23 protein-coding genes are annotated in these 26083 nt (G+C 66.8%); 12 read left to right on the forward strand and 11 right to left on the reverse strand.

All coding sequences use genetic code 11. The features are described 5' to 3' along the window. Window positions 1–11: 11 nt before the first annotated feature. From KI794_RS14265 to KI794_RS14275, 3 genes are all read right to left on the reverse strand, one after another. Window positions 12–1397, reverse strand: coding sequence for a glycine--tRNA ligase (locus KI794_RS14265; RefSeq protein ID WP_119282718.1), 1386 nt, complete (start codon window positions 1395–1397; stop codon window positions 12–14). Between the two features lie 231 nt (window positions 1398–1628). Further along, window positions 1629–2564 carry a 2-hydroxyacid dehydrogenase gene (locus KI794_RS14270; RefSeq protein WP_119282717.1) on the reverse strand — a complete coding sequence of 312 codons (936 nt, stop codon included), beginning with the start codon at window positions 2562–2564 and terminating at the stop codon, window positions 1629–1631. 70 nt (window positions 2565–2634) lie between these two features. After that, complete coding sequence (locus KI794_RS14275) at window positions 2635–3591, reverse strand: alpha/beta hydrolase (protein ID WP_255808478.1); 957 nt, start codon at window positions 3589–3591, stop codon at window positions 2635–2637. A gap of 40 nt (window positions 3592–3631) precedes the next feature. Here KI794_RS14275 and KI794_RS14280 point away from each other — a divergent pair, with 40 nt between their 5' ends. Further along, window positions 3632–4516 (forward strand): alpha/beta fold hydrolase, encoded by an 885-nt coding sequence (locus tag KI794_RS14280; protein ID WP_255808479.1) that lies wholly within the window; start codon window positions 3632–3634, stop codon window positions 4514–4516. A 39-nt stretch (window positions 4517–4555) separates the two neighbouring features. On the opposite strand, the gene KI794_RS14285 is transcribed toward KI794_RS14280, so the two are convergent. After that, window positions 4556–5242 carry a GntR family transcriptional regulator gene (locus KI794_RS14285; RefSeq protein ID WP_255808480.1) on the reverse strand — a complete coding sequence of 229 codons (687 nt, stop codon included), beginning with the start codon at window positions 5240–5242 and terminating at the stop codon, window positions 4556–4558. 147 nt (window positions 5243–5389) lie between these two features. On the opposite strand from KI794_RS14285, the gene KI794_RS14290 reads away from it, so the two are divergent. The 6 genes from KI794_RS14290 to KI794_RS14315 all read left to right on the forward strand — a co-directional run bounded on the left by KI794_RS14290 (window position 5390) and on the right by KI794_RS14315 (window position 12496). After that, window positions 5390–6682 carry an NRAMP family divalent metal transporter gene (locus tag KI794_RS14290; RefSeq protein WP_119282714.1) on the forward strand — a complete coding sequence of 431 codons (1293 nt, stop codon included), beginning with the start codon at window positions 5390–5392 and terminating at the stop codon, window positions 6680–6682. A gap of 25 nt (window positions 6683–6707) precedes the next feature. Further along, window positions 6708–7481: a LamB/YcsF family protein gene (locus KI794_RS14295; protein WP_255808481.1), complete on the forward strand. Its 774-nt coding sequence runs from the start codon at window positions 6708–6710 to the stop codon at window positions 7479–7481. Then, complete coding sequence (locus KI794_RS14300; RefSeq protein ID WP_255808482.1) at window positions 7478–9112, forward strand: carboxyltransferase domain-containing protein; 1635 nt, start codon at window positions 7478–7480, stop codon at window positions 9110–9112. Before KI794_RS14295 ends, KI794_RS14300 begins: the two co-directional genes overlap by 4 nt. Beyond that, entirely contained in the window at window positions 9109–10851 is a 1743-nt protein-coding gene (locus KI794_RS14305; RefSeq protein WP_255808483.1) for an acetyl/propionyl/methylcrotonyl-CoA carboxylase subunit alpha, read from the forward strand. The genes KI794_RS14300 and KI794_RS14305 overlap by 4 nt, the downstream gene beginning before the upstream one ends. Before the next feature lie 51 nt (window positions 10852–10902). Further along, window positions 10903–11706, forward strand: coding sequence for a putative hydro-lyase (locus KI794_RS14310; protein ID WP_255808484.1), 804 nt, complete (start codon window positions 10903–10905; stop codon window positions 11704–11706). 211 nt (window positions 11707–11917) lie between these two features. Then, a complete protein-coding gene (locus KI794_RS14315; protein ID WP_255808485.1) occupies window positions 11918–12496 on the forward strand; it encodes a hypothetical protein in 579 nt (192 codons plus the stop codon). A gap of 151 nt (window positions 12497–12647) precedes the next feature. Here the strand turns inward: KI794_RS14315 and KI794_RS14320 are convergent, their stop codons facing one another. Then, a complete protein-coding gene (locus tag KI794_RS14320) occupies window positions 12648–13856 on the reverse strand; it encodes an MFS transporter (RefSeq protein WP_255809777.1) in 1209 nt (402 codons plus the stop codon). 156 nt (window positions 13857–14012) lie between these two features. Between KI794_RS14320 and KI794_RS14325 the strand changes: the two genes are divergently transcribed. After that, window positions 14013–15062: a lipoyl protein ligase domain-containing protein gene (locus tag KI794_RS14325; RefSeq protein ID WP_255808486.1), complete on the forward strand. Its 1050-nt coding sequence runs from the start codon at window positions 14013–14015 to the stop codon at window positions 15060–15062. A 29-nt stretch (window positions 15063–15091) separates the two neighbouring features. Further along, complete coding sequence (locus tag KI794_RS14330; RefSeq protein WP_119282707.1) at window positions 15092–15448, forward strand: VOC family protein; 357 nt, start codon at window positions 15092–15094, stop codon at window positions 15446–15448. A gap of 215 nt (window positions 15449–15663) precedes the next feature. On the opposite strand, the gene KI794_RS14335 is transcribed toward KI794_RS14330, so the two are convergent. Together KI794_RS14335 and KI794_RS14340 are read right to left on the reverse strand one after the other, a co-directional pair. Continuing rightward, window positions 15664–16866, reverse strand: coding sequence for a cobalamin-independent methionine synthase II family protein (locus KI794_RS14335; RefSeq protein ID WP_119282706.1), 1203 nt, complete (start codon window positions 16864–16866; stop codon window positions 15664–15666). Between the two features lie 78 nt (window positions 16867–16944). Further along, window positions 16945–17919 (reverse strand): quinone oxidoreductase family protein, encoded by a 975-nt coding sequence (locus tag KI794_RS14340; protein WP_119282705.1) that lies wholly within the window; start codon window positions 17917–17919, stop codon window positions 16945–16947. Window positions 17920–18009: 90 nt separating this feature from the next. Between KI794_RS14340 and KI794_RS14345 the strand changes: the two genes are divergently transcribed. Next, the gene (locus KI794_RS14345; RefSeq protein WP_119282704.1) at window positions 18010–19296 is read left to right on the forward strand and encodes an MFS transporter; all 1287 of its coding nucleotides are present in this window, start codon (window positions 18010–18012) and stop codon (window positions 19294–19296) included. Here the strand turns inward: KI794_RS14345 and KI794_RS14350 are convergent. Next, window positions 19286–19615, reverse strand: a complete 330-nt coding sequence (locus KI794_RS14350) for a hypothetical protein (RefSeq protein WP_119282703.1) — start codon at window positions 19613–19615, stop codon at window positions 19286–19288. The genes KI794_RS14345 and KI794_RS14350 overlap by 11 nt on opposite strands. A gap of 60 nt (window positions 19616–19675) precedes the next feature. Between KI794_RS14350 and KI794_RS14355 the strand changes: the two genes are divergently transcribed. After that, on the forward strand, window positions 19676–20887 hold the full coding sequence (locus tag KI794_RS14355; RefSeq protein ID WP_162921137.1) for an MFS transporter: 1212 nt from the start codon (window positions 19676–19678) through the stop codon (window positions 20885–20887). Between the two features lie 71 nt (window positions 20888–20958). On the opposite strand, the gene KI794_RS14360 is transcribed toward KI794_RS14355, so the two are convergent. Continuing rightward, the gene (locus KI794_RS14360) at window positions 20959–22128 is read right to left on the reverse strand and encodes an acetyl-CoA C-acyltransferase (RefSeq protein WP_119282701.1); all 1170 of its coding nucleotides are present in this window, start codon (window positions 22126–22128) and stop codon (window positions 20959–20961) included. Between the two features lie 241 nt (window positions 22129–22369). Between KI794_RS14360 and KI794_RS14365 the strand changes: the two genes are divergently transcribed. Continuing rightward, window positions 22370–23590: a D-alanyl-D-alanine carboxypeptidase family protein gene (locus KI794_RS14365; protein ID WP_119282700.1), complete on the forward strand. Its 1221-nt coding sequence runs from the start codon at window positions 22370–22372 to the stop codon at window positions 23588–23590. Here KI794_RS14365 and KI794_RS14370 read toward each other — a convergent pair. Both KI794_RS14370 and KI794_RS14375 read right to left on the reverse strand, forming a co-directional pair. Continuing rightward, window positions 23583–24644, reverse strand: coding sequence for an FUSC family protein (locus KI794_RS14370; protein WP_119282699.1), 1062 nt, complete (start codon window positions 24642–24644; stop codon window positions 23583–23585). The two genes, KI794_RS14365 and KI794_RS14370, sit on opposite strands and share 8 nt — an antisense overlap. Before the next feature lie 171 nt (window positions 24645–24815). Next, window positions 24816–26066 carry a M20 family metallo-hydrolase gene (locus KI794_RS14375; RefSeq protein WP_119282698.1) on the reverse strand — a complete coding sequence of 417 codons (1251 nt, stop codon included), beginning with the start codon at window positions 26064–26066 and terminating at the stop codon, window positions 24816–24818. Window positions 26067–26083: the final 17 nt, after the last annotated feature.

Consider the following 26083-nt stretch of genomic DNA (forward strand, 5'->3'; position numbering starts at 1 on the left):
GGTTATCCCTGTTACGCGCCGCGAAGACGCTCTGCGAGGTAGGCGTGGAGCTCGGCGCGGGGCACGCGCTCCTGCTGCATGGTGTCGCGCTCGCGCACGGTCACAGCGTCGTCGTCGAGCGAGTCGAAGTCGACAGTGACGCAGAACGGAGTACCGATCTCGTCCTGGCGACGGTAGCGGCGACCGATCGCCCCCGAATCGTCGAAGTCGATGTTCCAGTCCTCGCGAAGATCCTGTGCGATCTCACGCGCGAGCGGCGACAGCTTCTCGTTTCGGCTGAGGGGCAGCACGGCCGCCTTCACGGGCGCGAGGCGCGGATCGAGCGCGAGCATCGTGCGGGTGTCGGTGCCACCCTTCGCGTTCGGCACCTCCTCTTCGCGGTAGGCGTCGACGAGGAAGGCCATGAGCGAGCGGGTGAGGCCCGCGGCAGGCTCGATAACGTACGGGGTGTAGCGCTCGTTCTTCGTCTGGTCAAAGAAGCTGAGGTCCTTGCCCGAGTGCTCCGAGTGCGTCGTGAGGTCGAAGTTCGTGCGGTTTGCGATGCCCTCGAGCTCGCCCCACTCGCTGCCCTGGAAACCGAAGCGGTACTCGATGTCAGCTGTGCGCTTTGAGTAGTGCGACAGCTTTTCTTTCGGGTGATCGTAGAAGCGCAGGTTCTCGGCATCGATGCCGAGGTCGACGTACCAGTTCATCCGCTCATTCATCCAGTACTCCTGCCACTCGTCATCAGTGCCAGGCTCGACGAAGAACTCCATCTCCATCTGCTCGAACTCGCGAGTGCGGAAGATGAAGTTTCCGGGGGTGATCTCGTTGCGGAAGCTCTTGCCGATCTGACCGATGCCGAAGGGAGGCTTCATGCGTGCCGACTGCAGCACGTTCGCGAAGTTCACGAAGATGCCCTGAGCGGTCTCGGGGCGCAGGTAGTGCAGCCCGGCCTCATCGTCGACGGGCCCGAGGTAGGTCTTCAGGAGGCCCGAGAATGCTCGGGGCTCAGTGAACTGACCGCGCGTGCCGCAGGCGACACAGACGACCTCAGAGAGGCCGTCCTTGGGTTCGCGGCCCTTCTTCTCCTCGAACTCCTCGATGAGGTGATCCTCGCGGTAGCGCTTGTGGCAGTTCAGGCACTCGACGAGCGGGTCGCTGAAGACCTCGACGTGACCCGACGCCTCCCAGACGCGCTTCGGAAGGATGACGCTTGAGTCGATGCCGACGACGTCGTCGCGGCGCTGAACCATCGCCTTCCACCACTGGCGCTTGATGTTCTCCTTGAGAGCGGTTCCCAGCGGGCCGTAGTCCCACGCTGAGCGCGACCCACCGTAGATCTCACCTGCTTGGAAGACGAAGCCGCGGTGGCGGGCGAGAGAGATGACCTTATCGAGGCGGGACTGTTCAGCCATGTGTGTATTCACTCCAAGGGGCAGACGGGGATCTTGGTTCGTGTCGGGCGCCGACTGGCGCGCACGGACCCCTCCATCCTAGCCCTCGACGTGTGAGTTCGACTGGGCATCACGCTTTCCCTGACGTGCCTGCCGGAGCGCCCCTCGTACCGTAGCCGGAATGCACGTGCAGCCCCACGGTCGAGACTGTCGGCGACGTGGGGCTGCACCGGAAAAGCGATTCAGTGCCTGTCAGCCACCCAAAACGATGTTCTCGGGGCGTTCCCCGGCACGAAGCTTTGAGATCTGCCTTGAGATCAGGGAGACCATGCGAGGCATCATCGCAGTCGAATCCCCTCCCGCGTGCGGCGTGATGAGGGCGTTCGGTAGTGACCACAGCGGGTGGTCGGCCGGGAGTGGCTCAGGGTCGGTGACGTCAAGCGCAGCTCGAAGGCGGCCCTTGGTGAGTTCTGCGACGAGATCGTCAGTCACGACGAGGGGCCCGCGGCCGACGTTCACGATGAGCGCGTCATCGGGCAGCGCCGCGAGAGCGGCGGCGTCGAACAGCCCTCGTGTCTCGTCGCTGAGCGGCAGACCCAGGATCAGCACCTCGGTCTGTGGCAGGAGTGTGTGCAACTCGTCGAGGCCGTGAACGTGCACGGTCTCCCCAGCAAGGTTTTGCTCGTCACGTGCGGACCGCGCGAGCCGTGTGATCTTCGTCTCGAACCCGGCAAGACGGGCTTCGATCGCCTTGCCGACACCGCCGTAGCCCACGATGAGCACGTTGCGATCTGCGAGGCTCGGGAAGGTCTGCAGCTCCCACTTGCCTTCAAGCCCGTCGCGAATGAATCGTGGCAGCCCGCGCTGTGAGGCGATCGCGAGCCCGACAGCGAGCTCAGCCGTGGCCGCCTCGTGCACCGAGGTCGCGTTCGCGAGCGTGTAGCCGCTCGGCAAGAACTTCTCGATGCCGTTGTAACCGATCGACTGCCACTGGATCAGCTGAGTCGAGACTTCCGCGACGTTGGCGAGCCTGCGAATGCCACCCCAGTATGGCGGCACAATGATGTCGATATGGGGTCGGGGAGCCGGGCCTTCAAGGTCCCATTCGACGATGTCGACGCCGTCGATCTCTCCAATCGCCTCACGCAGTCCCGGATCAGTCGGCAGTGACACAACGAAATCGCTCATTTCCCCAGTCTAGGGGCGCGGTGTGCTTCCCCGCTGCTCGGGTCTCGCGTGATCCGAATCGTGGCCGCGGCTAGGGCCCCAGGGTCGCCCGCAGCTCGCTCACGAAGTGCGCCATCGTTGCGGCCGCCTGCTCTCTTGCGCTGGCGGATTCTTCCGGCCGATTCAGGTAGCCGTGCACGGTGCCGGCTTCGATCGTCTCCGTCACGGTAACTCCCGCGGCCCGCAGTTGATCGGCGAATTCTTCGCCAGACGCGCGCAGCTCGTCGGCGTCGGCGTTGACAATGATTGTTGGAGGGAGAAGCGCGAGCCTCGCTGCGGGCAGCTCACCCGCGACAAGGGCGCCAGCGTCCCTCCCCTCACTTCCGAGGTAGAAGTCGTACATCTCGGCGATGCGATCCGCGCGGAACCGCCGCGCCTCAGGCAATGCTGCGACGGCGTCGGCAAGCTGCGGATCGACGCGCTGCGTGCGGTGCAGTGTCGGATACTCAAGGAGCAGGGCCGCCGCCGCGCGCTCGGGGGCCGTCTCAGCCTGCGCAAGCGTCGCGAGGGTCGCGAGATGGGCGCCGGCGCTCGCCCCTCCGACGACGAGCGGGCCGCCGTATTCCGCCCCAGCCCAGGCAACGACGGCGGCGACGTCGTTCGCCGGTGCTGGCGCCTTCACTGTTTCGCTCGCGAGCACGTAATCGACAGAGATGACTCGCAGACCAGCCGCCGCGAAACTGCGCGCCACCCAGTCGGCCTCTGGCCAGTCGAGCGTGCCCCGGATAAACGAGCCGCCGTGCGCCCAGACAAGCGTCGCCCAGGGCTCGGCGTCGCCCGCGGGCTCATAGCCGCGTACCGGAACCCGATCAGAACCGATGCGATTGATTCCACCGTCGGGGGCGGGCCCCGGCCCCGCGACTTCGAAGGACGTGACGCTCACACGACTCACAAGTTCATCTCCTTCAGCTTCGCTCGGCACGCACGCCGACAGCATGAGCATCGCCGCAAGCACGAGCGGTGCAGCCCGGAGCAACGATCGCCGCATTCCCACAGTATATTTGCGCCCGGTGCGCAAGAATGGAGCCATGAACGACCAGCACTCCCCCGGACGCCGCGACTTCACCTACACCGATGAACACGGCATCGAGATCAGCGCATACGCGTGGCTGCCCGATCCCGAACGGCAGCCTGAGCCTGTCGGCGCCGTGCAGATCTCACACGGCATTGGCGAGCACGCCCTGCGCTACGACAGCTTCGCGCGTTTCCTCGCGCGAGCGGGGCTTGCCGTGTACGCGAACGACCACCGCGGTCACGGCGAGACCGGCCGCCGCCAGCATGACGGCGACCTCGCGCTTCTCGGCAAGCTCGGACCGGGCGGCCTTCGCGCAGCAGAGGGGGTCATTCGGCAGCTCACTGGCATCATTCGGTCCGAGCACCCCGGACTGCGAGTCGCTCAGTTCGGTCATTCGTGGGGCTCGCTCATGACCCAGCGAATTCTCAACGATGCGCCCCGGCAGTGGGACGCCGTCGTGCTCTCGGGGAGCGCCTATCGGACGCCGCGGTTCATGGAGAGCGGGAATCTCAATGCCATGTGGGCGGACGCAGACGGGGCGAACGGCTTCGAGTGGTTGAGCCGCGACCCAGAAACGGCCGCCGCGTTCATCGCGGATCCCCTGTGCTTCGAGGCGAACGTCTTGAAGCTGTTCGGAGTCAGCGACGGACTGAGGCTATTCGGCACCCCTGGCGCCGGCCTCGCCGTCGACGTCCCGCTGCTCATCGTCTCTGGAAGTGACGACCCGCTCAGTCGCGCCGACGGGTTGCGTCGCCTCGCCGACGCCTACCGCGCCCGAGGCGTGCGCGACGTGGCACTCAAGGTGTACCCGGGCGCCCGTCACGAACTCCTCAACGAGACGAACCGCGAGGCGGTCTACACAGACCTCGCGACCTGGCTGCTCGAACACCTCGAATAGTCCTTCGAGTCCGCACGTGCCGCTATGCGCAAGCGCGTGTCAGCCAAGATCGAGGCGCTCGTAGCCCGCGAGCAGGATCCGCTCCGCGAGAAACAGATAGTCCTTCAGCTGCGCGGCCGCCTGCTCAGTCTGACCCGCCTCAAGCATCTCGACGATCTCAAGGTTTCGTTCGAGGAACGGGGCGTGGAGGTACTCGGGGTCGTCGATGAGTCCGAATGCGAGCCGGAGCTCGGCCGTCAGCTGGCCGTAGAGCCGGTTCAGGCGCGGGCTGTCGGCGAGCTCGAAGATTGCCTGGTGAAAGCGGATGTTCGCGCCAGCGATTGCCGGCCAATCGTCGCGCAGGCGAAACTCGAGCGCTTCCTCGACCGCGGCGCGCATCTTCGCGAGTGCTGGGTGGCGCGGTAGCGCCTCTGAGACGGCCTGGCATTCGATGAGCCGCCGCACTCGATACACGTCAATGATCGTGTTGATGTTGGGAATCGCGACGCACGCGCCGCGGTGAGGTACCTGGGTGATGAGGCCCTCTTGACTGAGGGTTCTGAAGGCCTCGCGCAGCGTGTTGCGCGAGATGCCCAGGGACTCGGCAAGCTTTGCCTCGGGGACGCGGTCGCCGGGTTTGAGTTCGCCGTCTGCGATCCGTCCACGGATCTCAGCTGCGGCTTCCATCGCCCTCGACACTGCCGCGGTTTCACCATCAGCCGGCGACGATTGGCGTGGGGACGACATGCGTGCAGTGTAGCAAGCACACCGCCTAGACCAGAGATTGTTGAGCAATCGTTCTTGCATTGTTCAAACAAACGTGTACGCTGATGGAACGGATTAGTCCACACTTCTGTCAAGCACGTGACGCAACGACGCGAAAGGCCCTCAGCGATGAGCACCTCACACTCCCCCGACCACGACGAGCCCGGCGGCACCCAGACCACCGTCCCCGGCCCAGCCACCGTCGCAAGCGGGGCGGTCGGCTTCGCGAAGGCCCGGCGATCCTCACTGCTCGGTGCAATCTTCCTGATGGCGACATCGGCCATCGGCCCCGGCTTCATCACCCAGACCGCGACTTTCACCGCGACGCTCGGCGCAGCATTCGCGTTCGGCATCCTCGTCTCGATCGTCATCGACTTCATCGTCCAGGCGAACATCTGGCAGATCATCACCCTCTCCGGCAAGCGCGCTGCTGAACTCGCGAACGCCGCCATTCCGTATTCCGGGTACCTCCTCTCGGTGCTCGTGATCCTCGGCGGCCTTGTGTTTAACATCGGGAACATCGCTGGCGCGGGGCTCGGACTGAACGCGCTGTTCGGGCTCGACCCGCGCATCGGTGGCGCGATCAGCGCCGCACTTGCGATCGCCATCTTCCTCTCGCACCGTGCGGGCCTCATCATGGACCGCACGATCATCGTCCTCGGCATCATGATGGTTGGCCTGACGATCGCCGTCGCGATCGTCGCAAACCCACCCGTCGGCGACGCGCTTCGGCAGACCGTACTGCCCGACAGCATCGACTTCGCCGCGATCACCACGATCGTCGGCGGCACAGTCGGCGGCTACATCACCTACGCCGGCGCACACAAACTGCTCGACTCGGGCACGACTGGCCCCGAGCACATCACACAGGTCACCCGTTCAGCATTCTTCGGCATCGCGGTGACCGGCGTCATGCGTTACGTGCTATTCCTTGCCTTCCTCGGGGTCACCGCAAGTGGCGTGATGCTTGATCTCGCCGCAAACCCCGCCGCACAGGCCTTTGAGGCCGCCGCTGGAACGTGGGGCATGCGCGCATTCGGCCTGGTCCTGTGGGCAGCCGCAATCTCGAGCGTGATCGGCGCAGCGTTCACCTCCGTATCGTTCATGACGGTGTTCAGCGCAAAGCTCGACATGCGCGCCCGGAACTGGGCGACAGTAATCTTCATCGCGGTCGGCCTGACCGTGTTCCTCATCATGGGAACGACCCCCGTCGCTCTCCTTGTCTTTGCTGGCGGCTTCAACGGCCTCATCCTGCCGATCGGTTTCACAGTGTTCATGTACATCGGGTGGTTCAGGCGCGACCTGCTCGGTGGGCACCGCATTCGGCTCTGGCTGCTCGTGCTCGGTACGCTCATGACAGCGCTCACCTGGTACATGGGGGCTGTCTCCTTCAGCTCCATCTTCAAGTTCCTCGGCGCATAGCCGCGCCACAGAGAAAGGGGCATCGATGTTACGCATCGATCTCAACAGCGACCTCGGCGAACACTACGGGCCGTGGCGCATGGGTGACGACGAAAGCATGCTTGAGACCGTCACCAGCGCGAACATCGCCTGCGGTTTCCATGCCGGCGACCCCAAAACTGCGCTCGCGACAGTGACGACCGCGTCCGCACGCGGGGTCTCAGTCGGGGCGCACGTCGCCTACCCGGATCTCGTTGGCTTCGGGCGGCGCCCGATGACGCTGCCAGCGGACGAGCTCGAGGCCGACATTATTTACCAGATAGGCGCGCTCAAAGCGATCGCCCACGCAGCAGGCACGCGGGTAAGCTACGTCAAGCCGCACGGCGCCCTCTATAACAGCATCGCCTTCAACGAAGCGGAGGCCGCAACAGTCATCTCGGCGATCAAGCGGGTCAGCCCTGAGCTCGCGCTTGTGTGCCTCGCGGGTTCGCCGCTCGTTGAGCAAGCGCGCGCCGCCGGACTTCGCGCCGTGCCCGAGGCATTCGCCGACCGCGCCTACGAACCGAGCGGGGCGCTCGTGTCGCGCGCCGAGCCGGGGGCTGTCATGCATGACCCGGAACTCGTTGCGGAGCGCATGCTGCGGCTCGTACAGCACGGCACCCTGGCGGCACGAGACGGCAGCACCGTCGCCGTCGAGGCCGAGTCGATCTGTGTGCACGGCGACAGCCCCGATGCCGTCGATATGGCGCGGGCAGTGCGCGCACGACTCCTCAACGCGGGCGTCGAACTCGCGGCCTTCAGCGGGCCGGCACACGCATGACGGTCGCTCGGCCTAGCGTCAAGCCGGCCGGAACCACTGCCGCGCTCATCGACTGCGGATCCCTGGAGAGTGCACTCCGCGTGTTCGCCGCGCTTGCGGTCGCGCGTGAGCACGGCGAGCTTCACGCGGACGAGCTCGTGCCCGCGGCCGAGACAGTACTGGTGCTCGGCGGCGCCGGCCACGACCCGCGAGCACTCGCCGCCGCCCTTCCCGCGCTGCTCGATCGCTCTGACACCGCAGCACGCACGCAGCACGCAGGCCCCGAGGTCGTCATCCCAGTGCACTACACGGGGCCAGACCTCGCTGAAGTTGCGTCCCTCACCGGCATGAGCGAGGACGCCGTCATCGCACGGCACACCGCCGCCAGCTATGTGGTCGCGTTCACCGGTTTCGCACCGGGCTTCGCCTACCTCTCCGGCGGCGACCCCGCCCTCGTCGTCCCCAGACGCGAGACGCCGAGACCGCGCATCCAGCCGGGAGCCGTCGGCCTCGCAGGCCAATTCTCCGGCGTCTACCCGCGTGAGAGCCCCGGCGGCTGGCAGATCATCGGCGCTACGAGCGCGCGGATGTGGGACACCGAGCGGGAACAGCCCGCGGTGCTTGTAGCGGGCGGCCGAGTCCGATTCACGGCGGTTCGCGAGGAGGCAAAGATCGCCGCTGTCCAGGCTTCGGCCCCGACGGCGCGCCGCGCCCCCGATGAGAATCTCCCAGCCGCGACTCTCCGCGTCGTAGACGCCGGGCTCCAGACCCTCGTACAAGACGCGGGCCGTCTCGGCGCCGCCGCAATGGGTGTGGGCCGCGCGGGAACCGCGATCCGCCGTTCCTATCGGCTTGGGAACGCGCTCGTCGGCAACGCCCCCGGCGCGGCAGCCCTTGAACTCAGTCACGGCGGCTTTGCTGCCGACGCCCTCGCAACCACAGTGCTCGCTCTCACCGGTGCGACGCGGGCGGGCCGCGTCACCGGTCCCTTTGGTGCACGGAATGTGCCCCACGGCGCCCCCTTCCGGCTCAGCGCAGGCGAGCGGCTCACACTTGGCGCCGCGGAGCGCGGGCTGCGCTCGATCCTCTCTTTGCGAGGGGGTATCGGTGGCGATGCCTTCCTCGGCAGCCGCGCGCGCGACACCCTCGCTGAACTCGGCCCCGCGCCGGTCGCCGTCGGCGACGAAATCCGTCCGGCGGGCGCGGCAACGTATGCGGTCGGCGCACCCACGGGGCAGGATCCTGACCTTCCCGCGCCGGGCGACGTCACGACGCTCCGGGTCATACTCGGCCCACGCGATGACTGGTTCGACGCCGAAGCCGTCGCTCGCCTCACAGGTCAATCCTGGATGGTCGCGCCGCAGAGCGACCGCGTCGGCGTGCGGCTCGCTGGCGAACCGCTCCGCCGAGACGAGGCTCACGCAGGCGTTGAGCTCCCGAGCGAGGGCGTCGTGCTCGGCGCTCTCCAGGTTCCACCCGACGGCCAGCCGGTGCTCTTCCTCGCAGACCACCCGCTTACCGGCGGCTACCCCGTCATCGCCGTCGTCCACGACGACGACGTCGACCTCGCCGCGCAGCTCACCCCGGGCAGCGCCGTGCGATTCACTCTCATCGCGGACGCGCCGCGCACACGAACGGAGACACGACAGTGACACTCACCAAGATCCTCATCGCGAACCGCGGGGAGATCGCCGTCCGCATCATCCGCGCAGCGAACGACGCCGGCATCGCGAGTGTCGCCGTGTACTCCGACGATGACGCAGACGCCCTGCACGTTCGCCTCGCTGACGAGGCCTACGCGCTGAACGGGGCCACCCCGGGTGAGAGCTACCTCAGCATCGAGAAACTCCTCGCCGTCGCGGCCCGGGCGGGCGTAGACGCTGTACACCCTGGGTACGGGTTCCTGTCCGAGCGCGCCGACTTCGCGACCGCAGTGCTCGATGCCGGTCTCACATGGATCGGACCAGACCCCCAAACCATCGAGACGCTCGGCGACAAAGCGCGCGCCCGCGCGCTCGCCGCGGAGGTTGGGGCACCCCTCGTTCCCGGCACGCCCGGTGCGGTTTCGGGCGTGGACGACGTCTTTGCGTTCGCCGACGAGCACGGCCTCCCGCTTGCAATCAAGGCGGTCTTCGGCGGCGGCGGTCGCGGCATGCGCGTCGTGCGGGAACGCGCGGACATCGCTGACGCCTACGACGCTGCGGTGCGCGAGGCAACCGCGGCCTTCGGCAAGGGCGACTGTCTCGTCGAACGTTTCCTCGACAGGCCCCGCCATATCGAGGCGCAAGTGCTCGGCGACCGGCACGGACGGATCGAAGTGCTCGGCACTCGCGACTGCTCGCTGCAGCGTCGCAATCAGAAGCTCGTAGAGGAGGCCCCAGCCCCCTTCATCTCAGACGAGCTTCGCGCACGGATCCACGACGCTGCCGCCGCGGTGTGCGCTGCAGCGAACTACGTCGGCGCTGGCACCGTCGAATTTCTCCTCGGCGACGACGGCACGCTGTCGTTTCTCGAGGTGAACACGCGCCTCCAGGTCGAACACCCCATCACCGAGGCAGTGACAGGCGTCGACCTCGTGCAGCAGCAGTTCATCATCGCCGCGGGCAACCCGATGACCGTGCCCGCCACGGTCCCTGCATTCGGGCACGCGTTCGAGTTCCGCATCAACGCGGAAGACCCCGGCCTCGGCTACCTCCCGACGCCGGGCACCATTGCGCGGCTCGAGCTACCCGCCGGCCCCGGCGTTCGCGTGGACTCCGGCGTATACCAGGGATACTCGGTGCCGGGTAGCTTCGACTCGATGCTCGCGAAACTCGTCGTATGGGGCGCAGACCGCGAGGAGGCGCTCCGGAGGTCACGGCGCGCGCTCGCCGAGTTCGTGGTCGATGGTGTCGCGACAGTGCTGCCCTTCCACAGGTCCGTCGTCGCTGACGACGCATTCACTGCGCCGGGCGGCGCGTTCGGGGTTCACACCCGCTGGATCGAGGAGGAATCCACGGCCGTGTTCGAGCCCGCGGCCGCCGTCCCAGCCCCAGGAGTGCCGCGACTCACACGCCTGCCGATCGAGCTCGACGGCAAGATCGTCGAGCTCGGGCTGCCCGAGAGCCTGCTCGCCCGGCTCGAGACTGGGGCCGTGACGCAGGGCGCCGGTGAAGCCGGTGAGGGCGCCGGAGAAGCCTCTGCCGGGGCGCTCACCGCCCCCTTCGCGTCCACCCTCGCGTCGTGGTCGGTCGCAGACGGCGCCGTCGTTCAGGCTGGCGACACGGTAGCGCTGCTTGAAGCGATGAAGATGGAGGTGCCCGTCAAGGCGCCTATCTCTGGCACGCTTCGATACGGCGCCGTCAGTGGCGTTGCGCTTGCGGCGGGCGCCTCGATCGGAAGCATTGACTAGCGGCCGTACCCGACCAACGTACGACTCACCAACGACGGTAGGAGGAACACCGTGCCCAACTCACTCGCAACCCCCGCTCAGCTGGCCGCAGCACGAGAGGCTCGGGCGGGCTATCGGGCGGGCCTCGTCGCGCCGACGAGCGGAGTCGCCCACGGCCTCGTCCAGGCAAACCTCATCTCGGTGCCGGCTGACTGGGCGTACGACGTGCTGCTGTACGCGCAGCGCAACCCCCAAGCGTGTCCGGTGCTCGAAGTACTGGATGCAGGCGCAACCGAGTCGCTGCTTGCTCCCGGCTCAGACCTTCGCACCGACATCCCGAAGTACCGGGTGTGGCGCAACGGTGAGCTTGCGGAGGAGCCGACCGACGCCTCTGCCGCCTGGGAGGAGCATCCCGACCTCGTTTCGTTTCTCATCGGCTGCAGCTTCACGTTCGAGGCCGGGCTCGTCGATGCGGGCATCGAGATCAGGCACCAAACCCTCGAGCGCAACGTGCCGATGTACCGCACGAATCGGCAGTGCGCGCCGGCGGGCAGGCTCGCCGGCGAGCTCGTCGTCTCGATGCGCCCCGTCCCTGGCGACCGCGTGGCGGACGCGGTGCGGATCTCGGGCCGTTACCCCGCCGTGCACGGCGCTCCCGTGCACGTTGGTGACGCCGCCGGTCTCGGTATCGCCGATGTGCAGGCGCCCGACTTCGGAGATTCCCCCGAGATTCGCGCCGGCGAGGTGCCTGTCTTCTGGGCCTGCGGCGTGACTCCTCAGGCAGCCATCATGGCGTCGAAGCCACCGTTCGCGCTCACGCACGCCCCCGGCTACATGTTCGTGACCGACGTGCCCGACGCGAACTACATGGTGTGAGGCGCGGGCGGTAGCGGCGGTCAGACCAGGCCGCCCTTCCCGCGGTTGCCGCCAAGTCCCAAGAAAAGCGACTCATGTATCTGATTTAGAATACGTAAGCAGCTAGGGTCGAGTCATGCCTCGCAAACGATACTCTTCGTCGGCCGCTCTGAGCAGGGCCGCCATCCTCACCTTGCTTGCCGCGGGTGTCTCTCTCACTGGCTGCAGCCCCGTGGCCGAGGTCTCGGCTCCAGAAGCCGACCCAGCAGAAGAACTCTTTGACAGTGAAGAGCTCGACCTGACTGCGAAGATCATCGCTGACGAGGCCCCAGATGATCTCTTCTGGAGCATTCCACAGCCGCTCCCTGACGGTTGGGAGGTTGAGGACTTCCCTGAGGAGCGAGTCGCTCAAGTGACGGTTTCACCGCACTGCATCATTCAGTTTCATCAGTCGGTTGGACATGCGGATCCGGATTCACCGGATTCGGCGGAAGTCGCCAGAGACTTCACGTTGGAACTCGGCCAGGAGGCGTTCCACACGGAAGTCACTGTGGAGGGGGAGCAGCCGGTGATGCTGGGGGCGTTCGTCAACGACGGAGCGTTGGAAGCCCAGTTTTCTTTCGCGAAGGCCAGTTTTGCTGCTGAAGCAGAACCGCAGCTCGGTGGAACGACATACGCCTATCGTGCTGGTACTTACGCGTTAATTGCATTCGCGGCCTGCGGTGATCACGAATACCCGAAGCAAGGCGAAGACATGCGCGCGTTCATCGAGAATTCTCGCGCAAGCGTCACCTTCGCTTCGGAAGAGTGAGCTCTACCAATCAGGAGCGCCGGTGTTCGCGAGATTCGCACCGGGGATGGGTGACAAGGTGTCCGTGAAGCACCATCTCTTACCGCATCCTTCATCCGCTCCGACCGGATGGCTCATTCCGTAAGGGCTCCATCTCACGAGAAGTCTCGGGTCAGGTCCGACCGTCCTTCCGCGGCATCCAGCGGAGGAACGCCCAGGTACCGAACAGCCCGATCACGCCCATCGCCGCAGTTGCGACCCCGATTGGGGCGACGGCAGCCATGCCCGAGAACAGCAAAGGCGCTGCGGCGGCGCCCGCGCTGGTGAGCGTGCGCCACGAGCCGAGGAAGGGCGCCGGGTTCTGCTTGGGAGCGAGGTCGGCGCCGAGCGTGAGCAGCAGTCCGCTTGATAGGCCGTTTGCAACTCCGATAGCGGCGGCGAGCGCAACGAACCACGAGGCTGCCGAGTCCCAGCCGCTCGTGAGCGAGAGCGTGAGAAACGCAACACTCATGATGAGCATCGACGGCACCACGGCCCACAGCCTGCCGAAGCGATCCATGACCTGGCCACTCGCGTAAAACAGCGCAAAGTCGAGTGCTCCCGAGATGCCGACAACGAGTGAGATCGTCTGGGCGTCGAGGCCGATCGCGACGCCCCAGATCGGCAGCACGACCTGGCGGGCTGCACGCAGCGCGGAGAGCGTGGACGCTGCGAGGCCGAGCCGGGCGAGCACGGCGCGGAACCTGATCATGGTGCTGAACACCCCGTCTTTTACGCCAGGGCTGTCTGGCAAGCTCACACCAGCGGTCGCTTCGCCGGTGACTGGCTCGCGCGCGCCTGCTTCGAACTCGCGCTCCGGGTCTGGGCCGAACCACACGAGCAACACTGTCGCGGCGAGGCACGCAATGAGGAACCAAATGACGGCGCTCTCGTGTCCGTTCGCCCCCAGCAGCAGCGCTCCGACAAACGGCCCGAGGAACATCCCGAAGCGGTAGCTCCCGCCAAGGAGCGCAAGCGCCCTGGCGCGGAAGTGGAACGGCACGTGCGTCGCCATGAACGAGTGCCTGGCGAGCCCGAACGCCGCGGCACAGAACCCATTGATAAAGATCGCGAGGGCAAGCACGCCGACATTCGAGGCGAACGGGAGCATCAGCGCGCCTGCGAGCGCGAGAAAACCTGAGACCACCATCGCCATGCGCTCGCCGACCTTCGCGACAAGCCACCCTGCCGGGATGTTTCCGCAGAGCTGCCCGACGACGAGCGCGGACGCGACAAGACCGGAGGTCGCGAGATCGGCCCCGGCGCGGGTCGCCATCGTGGGAATGAGCGGGATCAGCGCGCCTTGCCCGAGGGCGAACAGCAGTGTCGGCCCGTAGATCATTGGGGCGAGCCGCAGCAGAAACTTCGCGATCGGTTCAGCCACGACGGTTCCTGTTCATTCTCTTCACCTTACTCCTGCGGAACCCGCACGCCGCGCCAGCATGGCCCTCGCGAGCGCCGAGGAGTACCCTTGGGGGTACGGCACAAGGAGGGTGACATGCACGGCGAATACAAGGTTCCCGGGGGCAAGCTCGTTGTCGTCGACTTCGAAGTCGACGAGGGCAAGATCGTTGATTTCAGGCTCTCCGGAGACTTCTTCCTCGAACCCGACGAGGCCCTCCTCGACATCAACGCTGCGGTCGAAGGGATGAACCCGAACTCAACGATCGAGGAGTTTGCGAACGCCATCAGGCAGGCGCTCCCGAGCGAGGTGCATCTGCTCGGGTTCACCCCAGACTCTGTCGGCGTCGCCATCCGCCGCGGTGTCACCGGCGCCGCCCACTGGCGCGACTACGACTGGCAGATCGTCCGCGAGCCGGCAGTCGCACCCATGCTCAACGCTGCGCTTGACGAAGTGCTCACGACCGCAGTCGGCGAGGGGCTTCGCGGCCCGACGCTACGCATCTGGGAGTGGAACGAACCCGCAGTCATCATCGGCTCCTTCCAGTCGGTGAAAAACGAGGTCGACGAGGAGGCCGCTGCCGAGCATAACGCGACACTGGTGCGACGTATCTCGGGCGGTGGGGCCATGTATATGGAGCCCGAGGCGAGCATCACGTATGCGCTCTACATTCCCGGCGAGCTTGTGCGGGGGATGTCGTTCGCCGACTCATACGCGTACCTCGACGACTGGGTGCTCGAGGCACTGAAATCGCTCGGCATCGACGCCGTTTACAAGCCACTCAATGACATCACGAGCCCGCTTGGCAAGATCGGTGGGGCCGCACAGAAGCGGCTTGGCTCGGGGGCGATCCTGCACCACGTGACGATGGCGTATGACATGGATCCAACGGCGATGACGTCTGTTCTCAGGATCGGACGCGAGAAGCTCTCTGACAAGGGCACCGCGAGCGCGCAGAAGCGAGTCGACCCGCTGAAGAGCCAGACCGGCAAGACGCGCGAGGAGATCGTCGAGCGCATGATTGAGGTCTTCCAGCGTCGCCACGGCGGCGTGATGGGCGAGGTCACTGAGGGCGAGTGGGACGCAGCTGAGCGGCTCGTCGAGCAGAAGTTCTCAACCGAGGAGTGGCTGCGGCGCGTGCCGTAGCCTTCGACACACAATAAGGAGCAGCGCACATGATCCGACTCGGCATGGTCACCGTTGATACCGAAGACCCCCGGCCACTCGCGGCATGGTGGGCTGAGCGTCTCGGTGGCGAGATCGTGCACGATGCAGACGGCTGGTTTTGCATGGTGCGCGCCCCAGAGGCTGCAGTCGCGCTCGGCTTCCAGAAGGTCGAGGATCCGACCCCGGGCAAGAACCGCATGCACCTTGACTTCGACCGCACCCCTGACGTCGACCGCGATGTGATGGTCGCCGAGTGGGTCGCCGCAGGTGCGACCCATCTCGGGCGCCGCGGCGAGTCAGACTTCTCGTGGGACACGTTCGCCGACCCCGACGGCAACGAGTTCTGCATCGGCGACCCCCACTAGGGGCACCCGGGCACCGGGCACCGGGCACCGGGCACCGGGCTAACGCAACCACACGCCTCGCCTCCGTGGCGCGCTCCGTCACAGCGTATGGGATCTGCAGTTTCTATGCCGGACCCGCCGGGCGACCGGCATAGAAACTGCAGATCCCATGCGGTGTGAGTCAGCACGGCCCAGCCGGCGTGAGCACAGCTCAGGCGGCCAGGCCGCGAGGGCGCCTAAACGCGTGCTCGGCGCGCGCCCTCACCAAGCGCCTCGAGCTTCGCCCAAGCGATCTGGGGGTGCACGCGGCCACCGAGTCCGCAGTCTGTCGCCGCGATCACACGCTCCGGGCCGACAATCTTCGCGAAGCGCTCGATACGCTGCGCGACGAGGTCAGGGTGCTCGACGAGGTTCGTCGCGTGGCTCACAACGCCAGGCACGAGGATCAGGTCATCGGGGATGAGGTCTCGCTGCTCCTCCCAGACTGCCCACTCGTGCTCGTGACGCGCGTTCGCCGCCTCGAACGAGATCTGCCCGACGTTCGCGCCAAGCACTGTCTTCAGGATGTGCTTCAACTCGATGTCGGTCGTGTGCGGGCCGTGCCACGAACCCCAGCACAGGTGCAGTCTGATCTGCTCCTTCGGAAGCCCCTCGATGGCGCGGTTGATCGCGTCGACACGGATCTGCGTGAACGCGAGGTAGTCCTCGACGCTGGGCTCGGGGTTGATCTGATCCCAGTTCTCGGCGAGTGAAGGATCGTCGAGCTGCAGGATAAGGCCCGCGTCGGTCACTGCGCGGTACTCCTCACGCAGTGCAGAAGTCCATGCGTCAATGTGATCCTGCTCAGTTGCGTAGAACTCGTTCTCGATGCGCGCCGCCGAGCCAGGGGCGATCGCCGTGAGAAAGCCGCGTTCGCCTGGCTGCAACGCGGCGACGAGGTTGCGGGTGTCAGCTGCGATTGCGTCCTGACCGGTGTAGCTGATCGGGCCCGTCGTCGCGGGAAAGGCAGTCGCGTTTTTGCCAACGCTGATGCCGCCCTCAGGGTCCTGATATGCGGCGGCGAACGCCGTCCAGTCGCGGCGGTCGGGGAACGTTGTGAGACGCACGTTGCCAGGCTCGGACCGCACTGGCTCCTGACTGAAGATGTCTTTGCCAGTGATCTCGAGTCCCGCGGTGCGCTGGAACGAGTACGTCCACCATGCGCCGTAGTCGACAGCGTTCGACATCGCCTTACCAAACTCGCCGTCGCCTGGCTGGGTGATGCCCGCTTCGCGCTGCCTGTCGACGACGTCGCGGGTCGCTTCAGCTACGAGCGCCTCAAATTCGGGGGTCGACTTGAGCGTGAACCCGTCGTCTTCAAACGTGCGCGCGGCGTTCGCGGCAATGAGCGCTTCGGTGCGGGGAAGGCTACCTGCGGTGGTTGTCTCGATCCGTGTCATACCTCGAAGCTAGCCGGGGTTCGGTTGGGAGACCAGTTGCGTGACGCCAGATGACATTGCACAGGCGGCCGCGCCTGGCTACACCGTCAGAACGACCTTGCCAGTCGTTGCACGCCCCTCGAGCGCGCGATGCGCGTCGGCGGCCTCCGCGAGCGGGAACGAGGCTCCCACGCGCAGGTCGAGCGTGCCGGCTTTGAGCGCACCAAACAACTCGCCGTAGCGCCACGCGCGCTCTTCCTGACTGCGGAGGAAGTATGCGAGCGACGGCCGGGTCACGCTGAGCGCGCCACCGGCGTTCAACCGTTGGAGGTCGAACGGCGGTACCGGGCCGCTCGCTCCGCCGAAGAGCACCATGTTGCCGCGGACCTTCAGCGCGCGCAGTGAGTCGTCGAACGTGTCTTTACCGACACCGTCGTACACGACCGAGACCCCGTTGCCTTCAGTGAGCTCGCGGGCCCGCTCTGCGAACCCCTCATACGGGATCGCCTCGAATGCCCCCGCGGCGCGGCTCAGCTCGCGCTTGTCCTCGCTCGACGCCGTAGTGATGACGCGCACGTCGCGCGCGGCGAGCAGCTGGGTGAGCAGCAGGCCGACACCACCCGCGCCGGCGTGCAGCAGCACAGTCTCGCCCGCTTCGGGCCGTGATGACGACGTGCCAAGGTAGTGGGCGGTGAGGCCCTGCAGCGGTAGCGCCGCAGCCCGATCGTCGGTAAGCACTTCGGACAGTGAGTCGGGCACCCGAACGGCGGCTTCGGCGGCGACGATGAACTGCTCAGCGTAGGTCGCGCGGGCTTCGGCCGTGACAATCCGGTCGCCAACCTCAAAGCCCTCGACGCCCTCGCCGATCGCCGAGACCCTGCCCGTCGCCTCCGCGCCAGGGGTGAAGGGGAACTGCACGGGGTAGAGCCCGGATCGCTGGTAGGTCTCGATGAAGTTCACGCCGATCGCGGCGGTGTCGACGAGCAGTTCGCCCTCCCCCGCTTGCGGCGCCGCCGCATCAGCAATCTCGAGCACTTCTGGTCCGCCTGGCTGGTTCGCAACGATCGCACGCATGCTCCCAGCCTACGCGTGGAGAGGACTAAACTGCATCAAGCAAACTTAGCCCGGCACAATGCTCGCGGCCACACTGCACAAAGGATAAAGATGTCCGAAACACAGAATGCGCGCCCCAAGGTCGGCCGCGCATGGTTCACGCTCTTCACGCTCGGGTGGATCGTACTCTGGACCGCTCAGCTCACACCACTGCAGCTCCTACTGCCACTCCAGCTGGACACCCCCGACAGCGAGGCCGGCTGGGTGCGCGGCGTGATTTCGTCGGGCATCGTGCTCGGTGTCGGCGGCCTCGCAGGCGTGCTCGCAGGCCCGATCGCAGGGGCACTATCTGACAGACAATCAGGAGCGCGCCCCAAGCGCCGCCCCTGGGCGCTTGCCGGAGTGTGGATTGCGGCCGCGTGTCTCCTCCTCACCGGAGCGAGCACGAACGCGCTCGGAATTGGCGCAGCGTGGGTCGGCGTGTGTGTCGGCACAGCCGTCGCCTCGGCCGCGTTCGCCGCGATGATTGCCGACCAGCTCCCTCCCGAGCAGCGCGGCGCCGCATCCTCCGCAGCTTCCTCTGCGCAGGCACTCGGCATTGTCCTTGGGGTCGGCGCCGTCGTGCTGCTCGGGCTCAGCATCGCCGCGGGCTACGTCATGCTCGCGGTCGGTGTCGCGCTCATCGGCACGCTCACCGCGATCCTGCTGCCCGACCCGCCTGGTTCAGCGGCTGCGCCGCACGACGTGGCGAATCCACAAGCGCAGGGGCCGGCCTCACTTGGCGGTCGCAGCCTCGACTTCTTGCGCAACCGCGACTTCCGCCTCGTGCTCATCGGCAGGCTTGTGGTGAATGTCGGCAACGCGCTTGGAACCTCACTCTTCCTGTTCTTCCTGCTGTATGGGCTTCGGCAGGGGCACGCAGATGCTGAGGACAACCTGCTCATCGTCGTTGTCGTGTACACAGTGTTTGTCGTCGTCGCGTCGATCGCCGCGGGCCTTATCTCGGACAGGCTCGGGCGGAGGCGGGGTCTCGCACTTGCCGCAACTATCGTGCAAGCGTTCTCAGGAGTGATCCTTGTGCTCTCCCCCACGTTCAGCACGACGATCGTCGCGGCCGGCGTCATGGGCGTCGGCTACGGCGCGTTCTCAACGGTCGGCCTCGCATTCGCGACCGACGTGCTCCCGAGCGAGCGCGACCACGGCCGCGACCTCGGGCTTGTGAACACCGCGGCGGCACTCGGGCAGCTCCTCGGCCCAGTGATCGGGGCGCTGCTCGTCGCGCTCGTCGGAGGTTTCTGGCTTGTGTTCTCAGTCGCGGCGGTGCTTTCGGTCGCTGGCGGCTCGATCACCGTGCTCGCGCGCGAACGGCGCACGCCGATCCCTCACGCTACGGGATGAGCTCCCACCGCTCGCCGCTCAGCTCGCCCGTCGCGAGGTCGGTCATGGCGGCGAGCGCCTCCTCGCGCGTGAGTGCGTATTCCCAGGGGTAGTCGATGCCCTGGCCGCCGACGGTCAGGTCGACGGTCTCCTCGTCGTCGATGTCCTCGCGCAGTGTGCGCGCGTTCGCGATGCGCGACCCGCCGCCCGCCGAAGCCGTCACGACGAAGAGGTCTGGGCCGCCCCCAATCATCGCGTCCCACTCCCCCAGAGAGAACGTAAGCAGGGTGTGCTCCCGACCGTCGAGCGCGTCGATCTTCCAGTCGTGAGAGTGATTCATACTGACAGTATCGCCGATAAGGCGACGAAATACGCGCCCGGGAGCGGATAGCATCGGGGAGTGAGTAGCCCATCGAAACGCCTCGTGTGGCAGTTCGTCGCCGTCTTCCTCGTCGCACTCAATATGCGCATGACGATCGCCGGCGTCGGTCCGCTGCTGAACGATATCGCGGAGAGCCGCGGGGTGAGCGCAGGGTCCCTCGGTCTGCTCGCGTCGATCCCGCTGCTCACCTGGGCTGTGGTCTCGCCCCTCGCGCAGACAGTCGCGGCCAAGATCGGCATGGATCGCACAATCACCGTGTCGCTTGGCGCCCTCGCTCTCGGAACGCTGTGGCGCTCCCTCGATTTCTCGGGCGCGAACCTGTGGCTCGGCACCGTGCTCATCGGGGCGGCGCTTGCTGTTGCGAACGTGCTCATGCCCGCAATCGTGAAGCGTGATTTCGGGTCGCGCACGCCCGCTGTGATGGGGGTGTACTCCGCCGCGCTTGGCGGAGCTGCAGGGATCGGCACTGCAATCGCGATCCCTGTGTCGCGGGCCGAGATCGCGGGTGAGCCCCTCGGGTGGCAGGCCGGGCTCCTTGCCACTGGGTGTACGATCCCGATCGCGCTCATCGCCTGGATTCTCATCGTGGAGCGAGATTCCCGCCGCGCTGCCCTCGCCGCGCCAGCATCGCCCGACCCCGCGCCGCGCGTTGGCCGCGCAGTGTGGCGGTCAAGAACCGCCTGGGTACTTGCGTGTTACATGGGGGCGCAGTCGACGTCGTTCTACATCTTCGCCACGTGGATCGCCCCGATCATGTTCTCCCGAGGCGCGACAGCGGCGGTCACTAGCACCGGGATCACACTCTTCCACCTCTGCGGAATGCTTGGGTCGCTTGCTGCGCCGCTCGTTTTGCGTTTCGACGGCAGGTCGCTGCTGCAAGTTGCCCTCCCGGTGATCCAGCTTGTCGGCGTGCTCGGATTGATCCTCGCCCCGTCCGCGACATTTGTGTGGATCGTTGCACTCGGGCTGTGCTGCGGCGCCGCGCTGAGCGTGTCGCTCACGCTCATCGCGCAGCGTTCGCCCGATGCGCACACCGCCGCCGCAGTCTCTGGCATGTCTCAGGCAGTTGGATACAGCATCGCCGCGCTCGGTCCCGTACTCTTCGGGCTGGCACACGATCTCAGTGGTGGCTGGGCGCTGCCCTTCGTCGTCGCGATGGCGGGGCTTGCGCTGTTGTTCACCGCGGGCTGGATCCTCCGCGACGGGCGCACGGTGCAGCTACCGACGTAGCGCACCCACATAGCGAGCGGGGAGGGAGCCCGGTGTGGGCTCCCTCCCCGCTCGCGTGGTGCGCGGTCGCGTTACAGTGCTCGAAGCACGACAGCCGATCCCTGGCCTCCACCGCCGCAGATGCCGACGGCGCCGAGCGAGCCTGAACCCGCCTCGGCGAGCTGGCGCGCGAGCGTGCCGACGATGCGGGCGCCTGAGGCGCCGATCGGGTGGCCGAGCGCGATCGCGCCGCCGTGCTGATTCACGATCGCGGGATCGATGCCGAGCTCGCGGGTCGACTGGATGCCGACGGCAGCAAACGCCTCGTTGATCTCGACGGCGGCGAGCTCGCTGGCTTCGTGACCGGCCTTCGCGAGCGCCGCGGCGATCGCACGCGACGGCTGCGAGTGCAGCTGCGAGTCTGGGCCGGCGACGAACGCGGTAGCTTCGACGCTTGCGATTGGCGTGAGCCCAAGCCGCTCGGCCGCGGCCTCACTGACGATGACGAGCGCAGCTGCGCCGTCGGTGATCTGCGACGCGTTGCCAGCAGTGATCGTGCCGTCTTTCGCGAACGCCGGGCGCAGACCTGCGAGACCTTCTGCGGTCGTGTCGGCGCGGACGCCGTCGTCCGCGGAGACGACTGTCTCTCCGCGACGAGTCTTGACAGTGTATGGAGCGATCTCTTCCGCGAGGAACTCTGCCGAGGCGGCGGCGCGCTGGTGTGATGCGGCCGAGAACGCGTCCTGCTCCTCACGGGTGAGCTGCAGCGGGGCGTTGCCGGTCTCAGTGAGCGCGCCCATCGCGACCTGGTCAAACGCGTCAGTCAGGCCGTCGTGCTCGACGGTGTCAATGAGCGTCGCAGGCCCATACTTCGTGCCGGCGCGCAGCGGCATGACGTGGGGGGCAAGCGTCATCGATTCCTGGCCGACGGCGAGCACGACGTCGGCCTCGCCCGAATTGATGAGCCTGACGGCCTGCGAAACAGCTTCGGTACCCGAGAGGCATACAGCGTTCAGGGTGATTGCAGGAACCCCCATCGGCACGCCTGCGGCGACGGCGGTCTGACGAGCCGGGTTCTGACCGGCACCGCCCTGCAATACCTGCCCGGCGACAACCGTGTCGACTTTGTCCGCGGCGACACCTGCGCGCTCGAGCGCAGCCTTCGCCGCGTGCGCTCCAAGCGCGACCGCCGTCTCCCCGGCGAACTGCCCGGTAAACTTCGTGAACGGCGTACGTGCGTAGCCCGCGATGAGTGCGGTCATGGAAATCCTCCTCGATTACGACGGTCGTCTCTTCTTTCATTGTGCCTGCTCTGCACTGAAGATGCACGCATTCCTTGCCCAGGAAAGGCGAGGAAGACTGGGCAAAAGTGAACAATTCGCGCCGCTTTGTTCGGGCCCACATCTGAGCCCGCTGAAGGCTAGGCTATTCGACATGCGAACGAACCGGCCGGAACTTCGGTCGCGGGCCGTGCGCCACACCACACCTCTCGGATAGCGAGTTATGCAAACGCCACACCCCACCCGCACGACCCGCATTCGCCGCGCCTCAATTGCCGTACTCGCCACCGTCGTCGCGCTCTGCGGTGGCTACGTCGCCGCCTGCGCGCTCGTGCCCGTACCCGCGCCGACGGTGCAACTTGAGGCTCAGTCTCCCCGGGTCTTCACTGTCGACGAGTCGGCAGTGCAAGACGCAGTTGACGGGTACGGCCGGCCGAGCGCGGTCGGGTGGCTCGACGGCGAGGAGGTGTGGGCGAACGACGACGAGGCGCAGCCGCTCGCGAGCATCACGAAGCTCATCACCGTGCTCGTCGGGCAGGAGGCCGAGCCGCTCGGACAAGGCGAAGACGGGCCAACGCACACCTGGAGCGCTGCCGACGTCGAGCTCCAAGACGAGCTGCAGGAAATCGACGGCATCGCCTTCCCCATCCCAGAGGGCACCGAGGTCACCCGCAAGCAGATGCTCATGCTCGCGCTCATCCCCTCGGCGAACGACTTCGCGACTGCCTATGCCCACTCGATTTTTGGTGACAACGCCGGGTTCGTTTCTGCGGTGGCCGACTGGGCGGAACGAAACGGCCTTGACTCGCTCGCGGTGCGGGAGCCAAGCGGCATGGACGATGGCAACGTCGCGAGCCCAGCAGACGTCGTGCGGATCGCGCGGCTCGCGCTGAAAGACCCTGTGCTCGCCGAGATCGTGTCGACCGAGCGAGCGACGATGCCGTGGGGTATCGGCGAGGTCGAGAACACGAACCCGTTGCTCGGCGCGATGACGGGCGCCGTCGGTGTCAAGACTGGACACACCGACGTCGCTGGCTACAACCTTGCCGCGGCTGCTTCGGGCTCCTACGCTGACAGGGAGCTGACCCGCATCGCCGTCGTGCTCGGCCGAGACACCCAGGACGAGCGCGCGCGTGACGCCCGCGCCCTGCTCAATAGGCTTGGGGACACCCCGGAACGACTAGCTGTCGCAAGCACCGGCGAGTACCTCGGCCAAATCACCTCAATCGACGGGCAGCTCATCGAGTTGAGCGCAGACGAGACAGTCGACGCCGTGCTCGTTCCCGGCGAGGAGCTCACCCGAACGATCGACGCAACTGGCGCGAACATCACAATCGCTGGGCCCACCGGCGACATGAGCGTCGCCGTGCGGCGGGATGGCTCGATCGAGGATCCCACGCTGCTGTGGCGTCTCACTCACCCGCGCGAGCTGTTCTTCAGGTAGCGCGCCGCTCTCGGAGCACCCCCGAGGCCATCGCGAGCGCTGACCCGAACGCAGTATCGACGAAGCGCTCGACGGCAGCCGATGCATGGTCGGCGCTACCTGTCGCGGCACCGACAATGAACAGCACGAGCGGCGTGATGAAGATGAGCGCGAGTCCGTAGTTACGCACGACGACGAGTTCGATCACGAACTGCAGCGCGGGCAGCACAAGCACGAACGCCCACGGCAGCTCGGCAAGCGGGGCAATGACGAGGTAGACGGCGGCCCCAACAAGCGTGCCAAGCGTGCGATGCAACCCGCGGGCGAACGAGTGGTTTGGCACGGTGCTCAGGCCGATGACGGCGACGCCCGACGCAACCGTCCAGTACGCACGCGCAGGATCGAGCCACAGCACACTCACAACGGCGCCGATCGCAGCCACGAGAAAGACGCGCAGCACCAGAAACCACTCGCCACGACCGAGCCATGGGCCCGGCATGATCTCGCGTAGCGGACGCGCGTGCACCAGACGTTTCCGCTCGCGTGCGAGCGGAACAAGCGCGACGAGGTACGAGAACGCGAGACCGCAGGCGAGCGCGGCAAGAAGCGCGACCGGCTCGACGCTTCGCGCGCCCTCGCGCACCGCAGTGATCTGGCCGGCGAGCCCGTACACGAGCACGAAGAACACCGGGCCGGGCGGGCCGACGCGGTACGCAAACGCGAACGCACTCGCGAGCACAGCGACGACTACGAGTCCTACCGCGCTCAGCCACGGCACCGGCGCCAGCACAGACCCGGCGGCGGCGCACGCGAGCAGCACCGCCCCGATCACCGGCAGCGCCCGCGCACGCTCGGTCGCCGGGTTGCCCGCAAAGAACAGCGCGAGGAACGCGCCAGCGCTCACCTGCAGGCCCAGATCGGGCCGACCGACGAGCGTGAGCAGCGCGAGGGGAACGCCCATCGACAGTGCAGCGCGCAGTGCGATCCAGTGTCGCTTCCCCGGCCCGGGCGCGAGCTCTACGAGGCTGCGCAGGGCAGCGACAAGCACTTGCACTGCGCCACGCGGCTCGCCCATTCGTCCCTCTCAGAAGCGCCAACCGCGGGCGCGATCGCTGCCGAAAACGTTGAAACGCGGAAGGGGGACGGCGCCCAGCATGCAGACGCGGCCCGGATCCCGAGGTCTCTCACCTCAGTGTATCCGGGCCGCGCAGCGCCGAGCCGGGAACGCCTAAGCTCGGCGCCCCGATCAGGCGACGAGTGCGCCCGACGCGAGCCTGCCGATCACGCCCGTGAGGTGGTCGACGCCAGCGACGAGGTCTTCGTCGCGCGTGTACTCGTTGAGGTTGTGCGAGACGCCGTCGACGCTCGGCACGAACAGCATCACTGTCGGCACGAGATCCTTCATGTTTGTCGAATCGTGGCCAGCCACGGTCATCACGCGGTCGTGCGTGAGCCCGAGCTCCTCCGCGACCTCACGGGCGAGTGAGACGCCGTCCTCCGGGTACGGGTTCTGATCCCAGCTGTGCTCGGCGACGATCTCGATCTCGACTCGATCCTCACGCTGCACGCGCTCGATGACGGCCATGAGCCGCTCGTGCGCCGCGCGGATGACCTCGGCGCTCGGCGAGCGGAGGTCGAGCAGCAGCCGCACGTCGCTCGCAACGACGACGGGCGAGTTCGGGTATACCGTGAGTTCACCGCACGCGGTGTGCAGCGCCTCGGGCTCGAACTCGTCGACGAGCTCGCGCGCGGCGACGACGAGCCGCGCCGCGCCGAGCAGCGCGTCGCGGCGGTCGGCCATGAGCGTCGAGCCCGAGTGCGCCTGCTCGCCCTTCACGCGGAAGTCGTATTTGTGCGCGGCCCAGGTGGCGTTGACGAGGCCAATGGTGACCCCGTCCTCTTCCATGCTGCGGCCCTGCTGCACGTGGATCTCAGCGTATGAGGCAACGTCGAGGCCCGCGAGGTCGCCGCGCTCCCCGATCGCATCGAGCGCGTCGCGCACGGTGATCCCCTTCGGGTCCTCCGTCGCGAGCGCCTCATCGATCGTCAGCTTGTCCGTGAAGACGCTCGAGCCCATCATCGAGGGCTTAAAGCGCGAGCCCTCCTCGTTGAACCAGTTCACGACCGCGAGGTTGAAGCGCGCCTGCTCGGGGTTCGCGCGCAGCTCGTCGGCGACGCGGAAGCAGGCGTGGGCCGAGGCCATCACGCCGTACGCGCCGTCGAAACGGCCCGCGGTCGGCTGCGAGTCCATGTGCGAGCCCGTGAGCACGTAGGGCGCGCCTGGCACGAGCTCGAGGAGCCCGAACTGGTTGCCGATCGCGTCCCGCTTCACCGTGAAGCCGCGCGACTCGAGCAGCTCGGCGAACCACTTGCGCTGTTCTCCGTCGGCGGCACTCGCGGCCTGCCTCTCGACGCCGTTCGTGCCCGCTACCGCGCCGAAGCGCGAGTGGATCGCCCAGTCGGCGAGGAACGATTCGCTTGCAGTCTGATCAGTCACTGTCTGTCCTTTCGAAT

It is taken from the genome of Leucobacter aridicollis (genome assembly GCF_024399335.1).
GTDB classification, from domain to species: domain Bacteria; phylum Actinomycetota; class Actinomycetes; order Actinomycetales; family Microbacteriaceae; genus Leucobacter; species Leucobacter aridicollis_A.

Bases quoted from the DNA above. Each gene is read 5' to 3' on its own strand.
- KI794_RS14365 (WP_119282700.1), top strand. From the start codon at position 22,370: ATGCAAACGCCACACCCCACCCGCACGACCCGCATTCGCCGCGCCTCA.
- KI794_RS14300 (WP_255808482.1), top strand. From the start codon at position 7,478: ATGACGGTCGCTCGGCCTAGCGTCAAGCCGGCCGGAACCACTGCCGCG.
- KI794_RS14290 (WP_119282714.1), top strand. From the start codon at position 5,390: ATGAGCACCTCACACTCCCCCGACCACGACGAGCCCGGCGGCACCCAG.
- KI794_RS14270 (WP_119282717.1), bottom strand. From the start codon at position 2,564: ATGAGCGATTTCGTTGTGTCACTGCCGACTGATCCGGGACTGCGTGAG.
- KI794_RS14320 (WP_255809777.1), bottom strand. From the start codon at position 13,856: ATGATCTACGGGCCGACACTGCTGTTCGCCCTCGGGCAAGGCGCGCTG.
- KI794_RS14340 (WP_119282705.1), bottom strand. From the start codon at position 17,919: ATGCGTGCGATCGTTGCGAACCAGCCAGGCGGACCAGAAGTGCTCGAG.
- KI794_RS14370 (WP_119282699.1), bottom strand. From the start codon at position 24,644: ATGGGCGAGCCGCGTGGCGCAGTGCAAGTGCTTGTCGCTGCCCTGCGC.
- KI794_RS14265 (WP_119282718.1), bottom strand. From the start codon at position 1,397: ATGGCTGAACAGTCCCGCCTCGATAAGGTCATCTCTCTCGCCCGCCAC.
- KI794_RS14295 (WP_255808481.1), top strand. From the start codon at position 6,708: ATGTTACGCATCGATCTCAACAGCGACCTCGGCGAACACTACGGGCCG.
- KI794_RS14335 (WP_119282706.1), bottom strand. From the start codon at position 16,866: ATGACACGGATCGAGACAACCACCGCAGGTAGCCTTCCCCGCACCGAA.
- KI794_RS14345 (WP_119282704.1), top strand. From the start codon at position 18,010: ATGTCCGAAACACAGAATGCGCGCCCCAAGGTCGGCCGCGCATGGTTC.
- KI794_RS14325 (WP_255808486.1), top strand. From the start codon at position 14,013: ATGCACGGCGAATACAAGGTTCCCGGGGGCAAGCTCGTTGTCGTCGAC.
- KI794_RS14360 (WP_119282701.1), bottom strand. From the start codon at position 22,128: ATGACCGCACTCATCGCGGGCTACGCACGTACGCCGTTCACGAAGTTT.
- KI794_RS14275 (WP_255808478.1), bottom strand. From the start codon at position 3,591: ATGCGGCGATCGTTGCTCCGGGCTGCACCGCTCGTGCTTGCGGCGATG.
- KI794_RS14280 (WP_255808479.1), top strand. From the start codon at position 3,632: ATGAACGACCAGCACTCCCCCGGACGCCGCGACTTCACCTACACCGAT.
- KI794_RS14285 (WP_255808480.1), bottom strand. From the start codon at position 5,242: ATGTCGTCCCCACGCCAATCGTCGCCGGCTGATGGTGAAACCGCGGCA.
- KI794_RS14350 (WP_119282703.1), bottom strand. From the start codon at position 19,615: ATGAATCACTCTCACGACTGGAAGATCGACGCGCTCGACGGTCGGGAG.
- KI794_RS14330 (WP_119282707.1), top strand. From the start codon at position 15,092: ATGATCCGACTCGGCATGGTCACCGTTGATACCGAAGACCCCCGGCCA.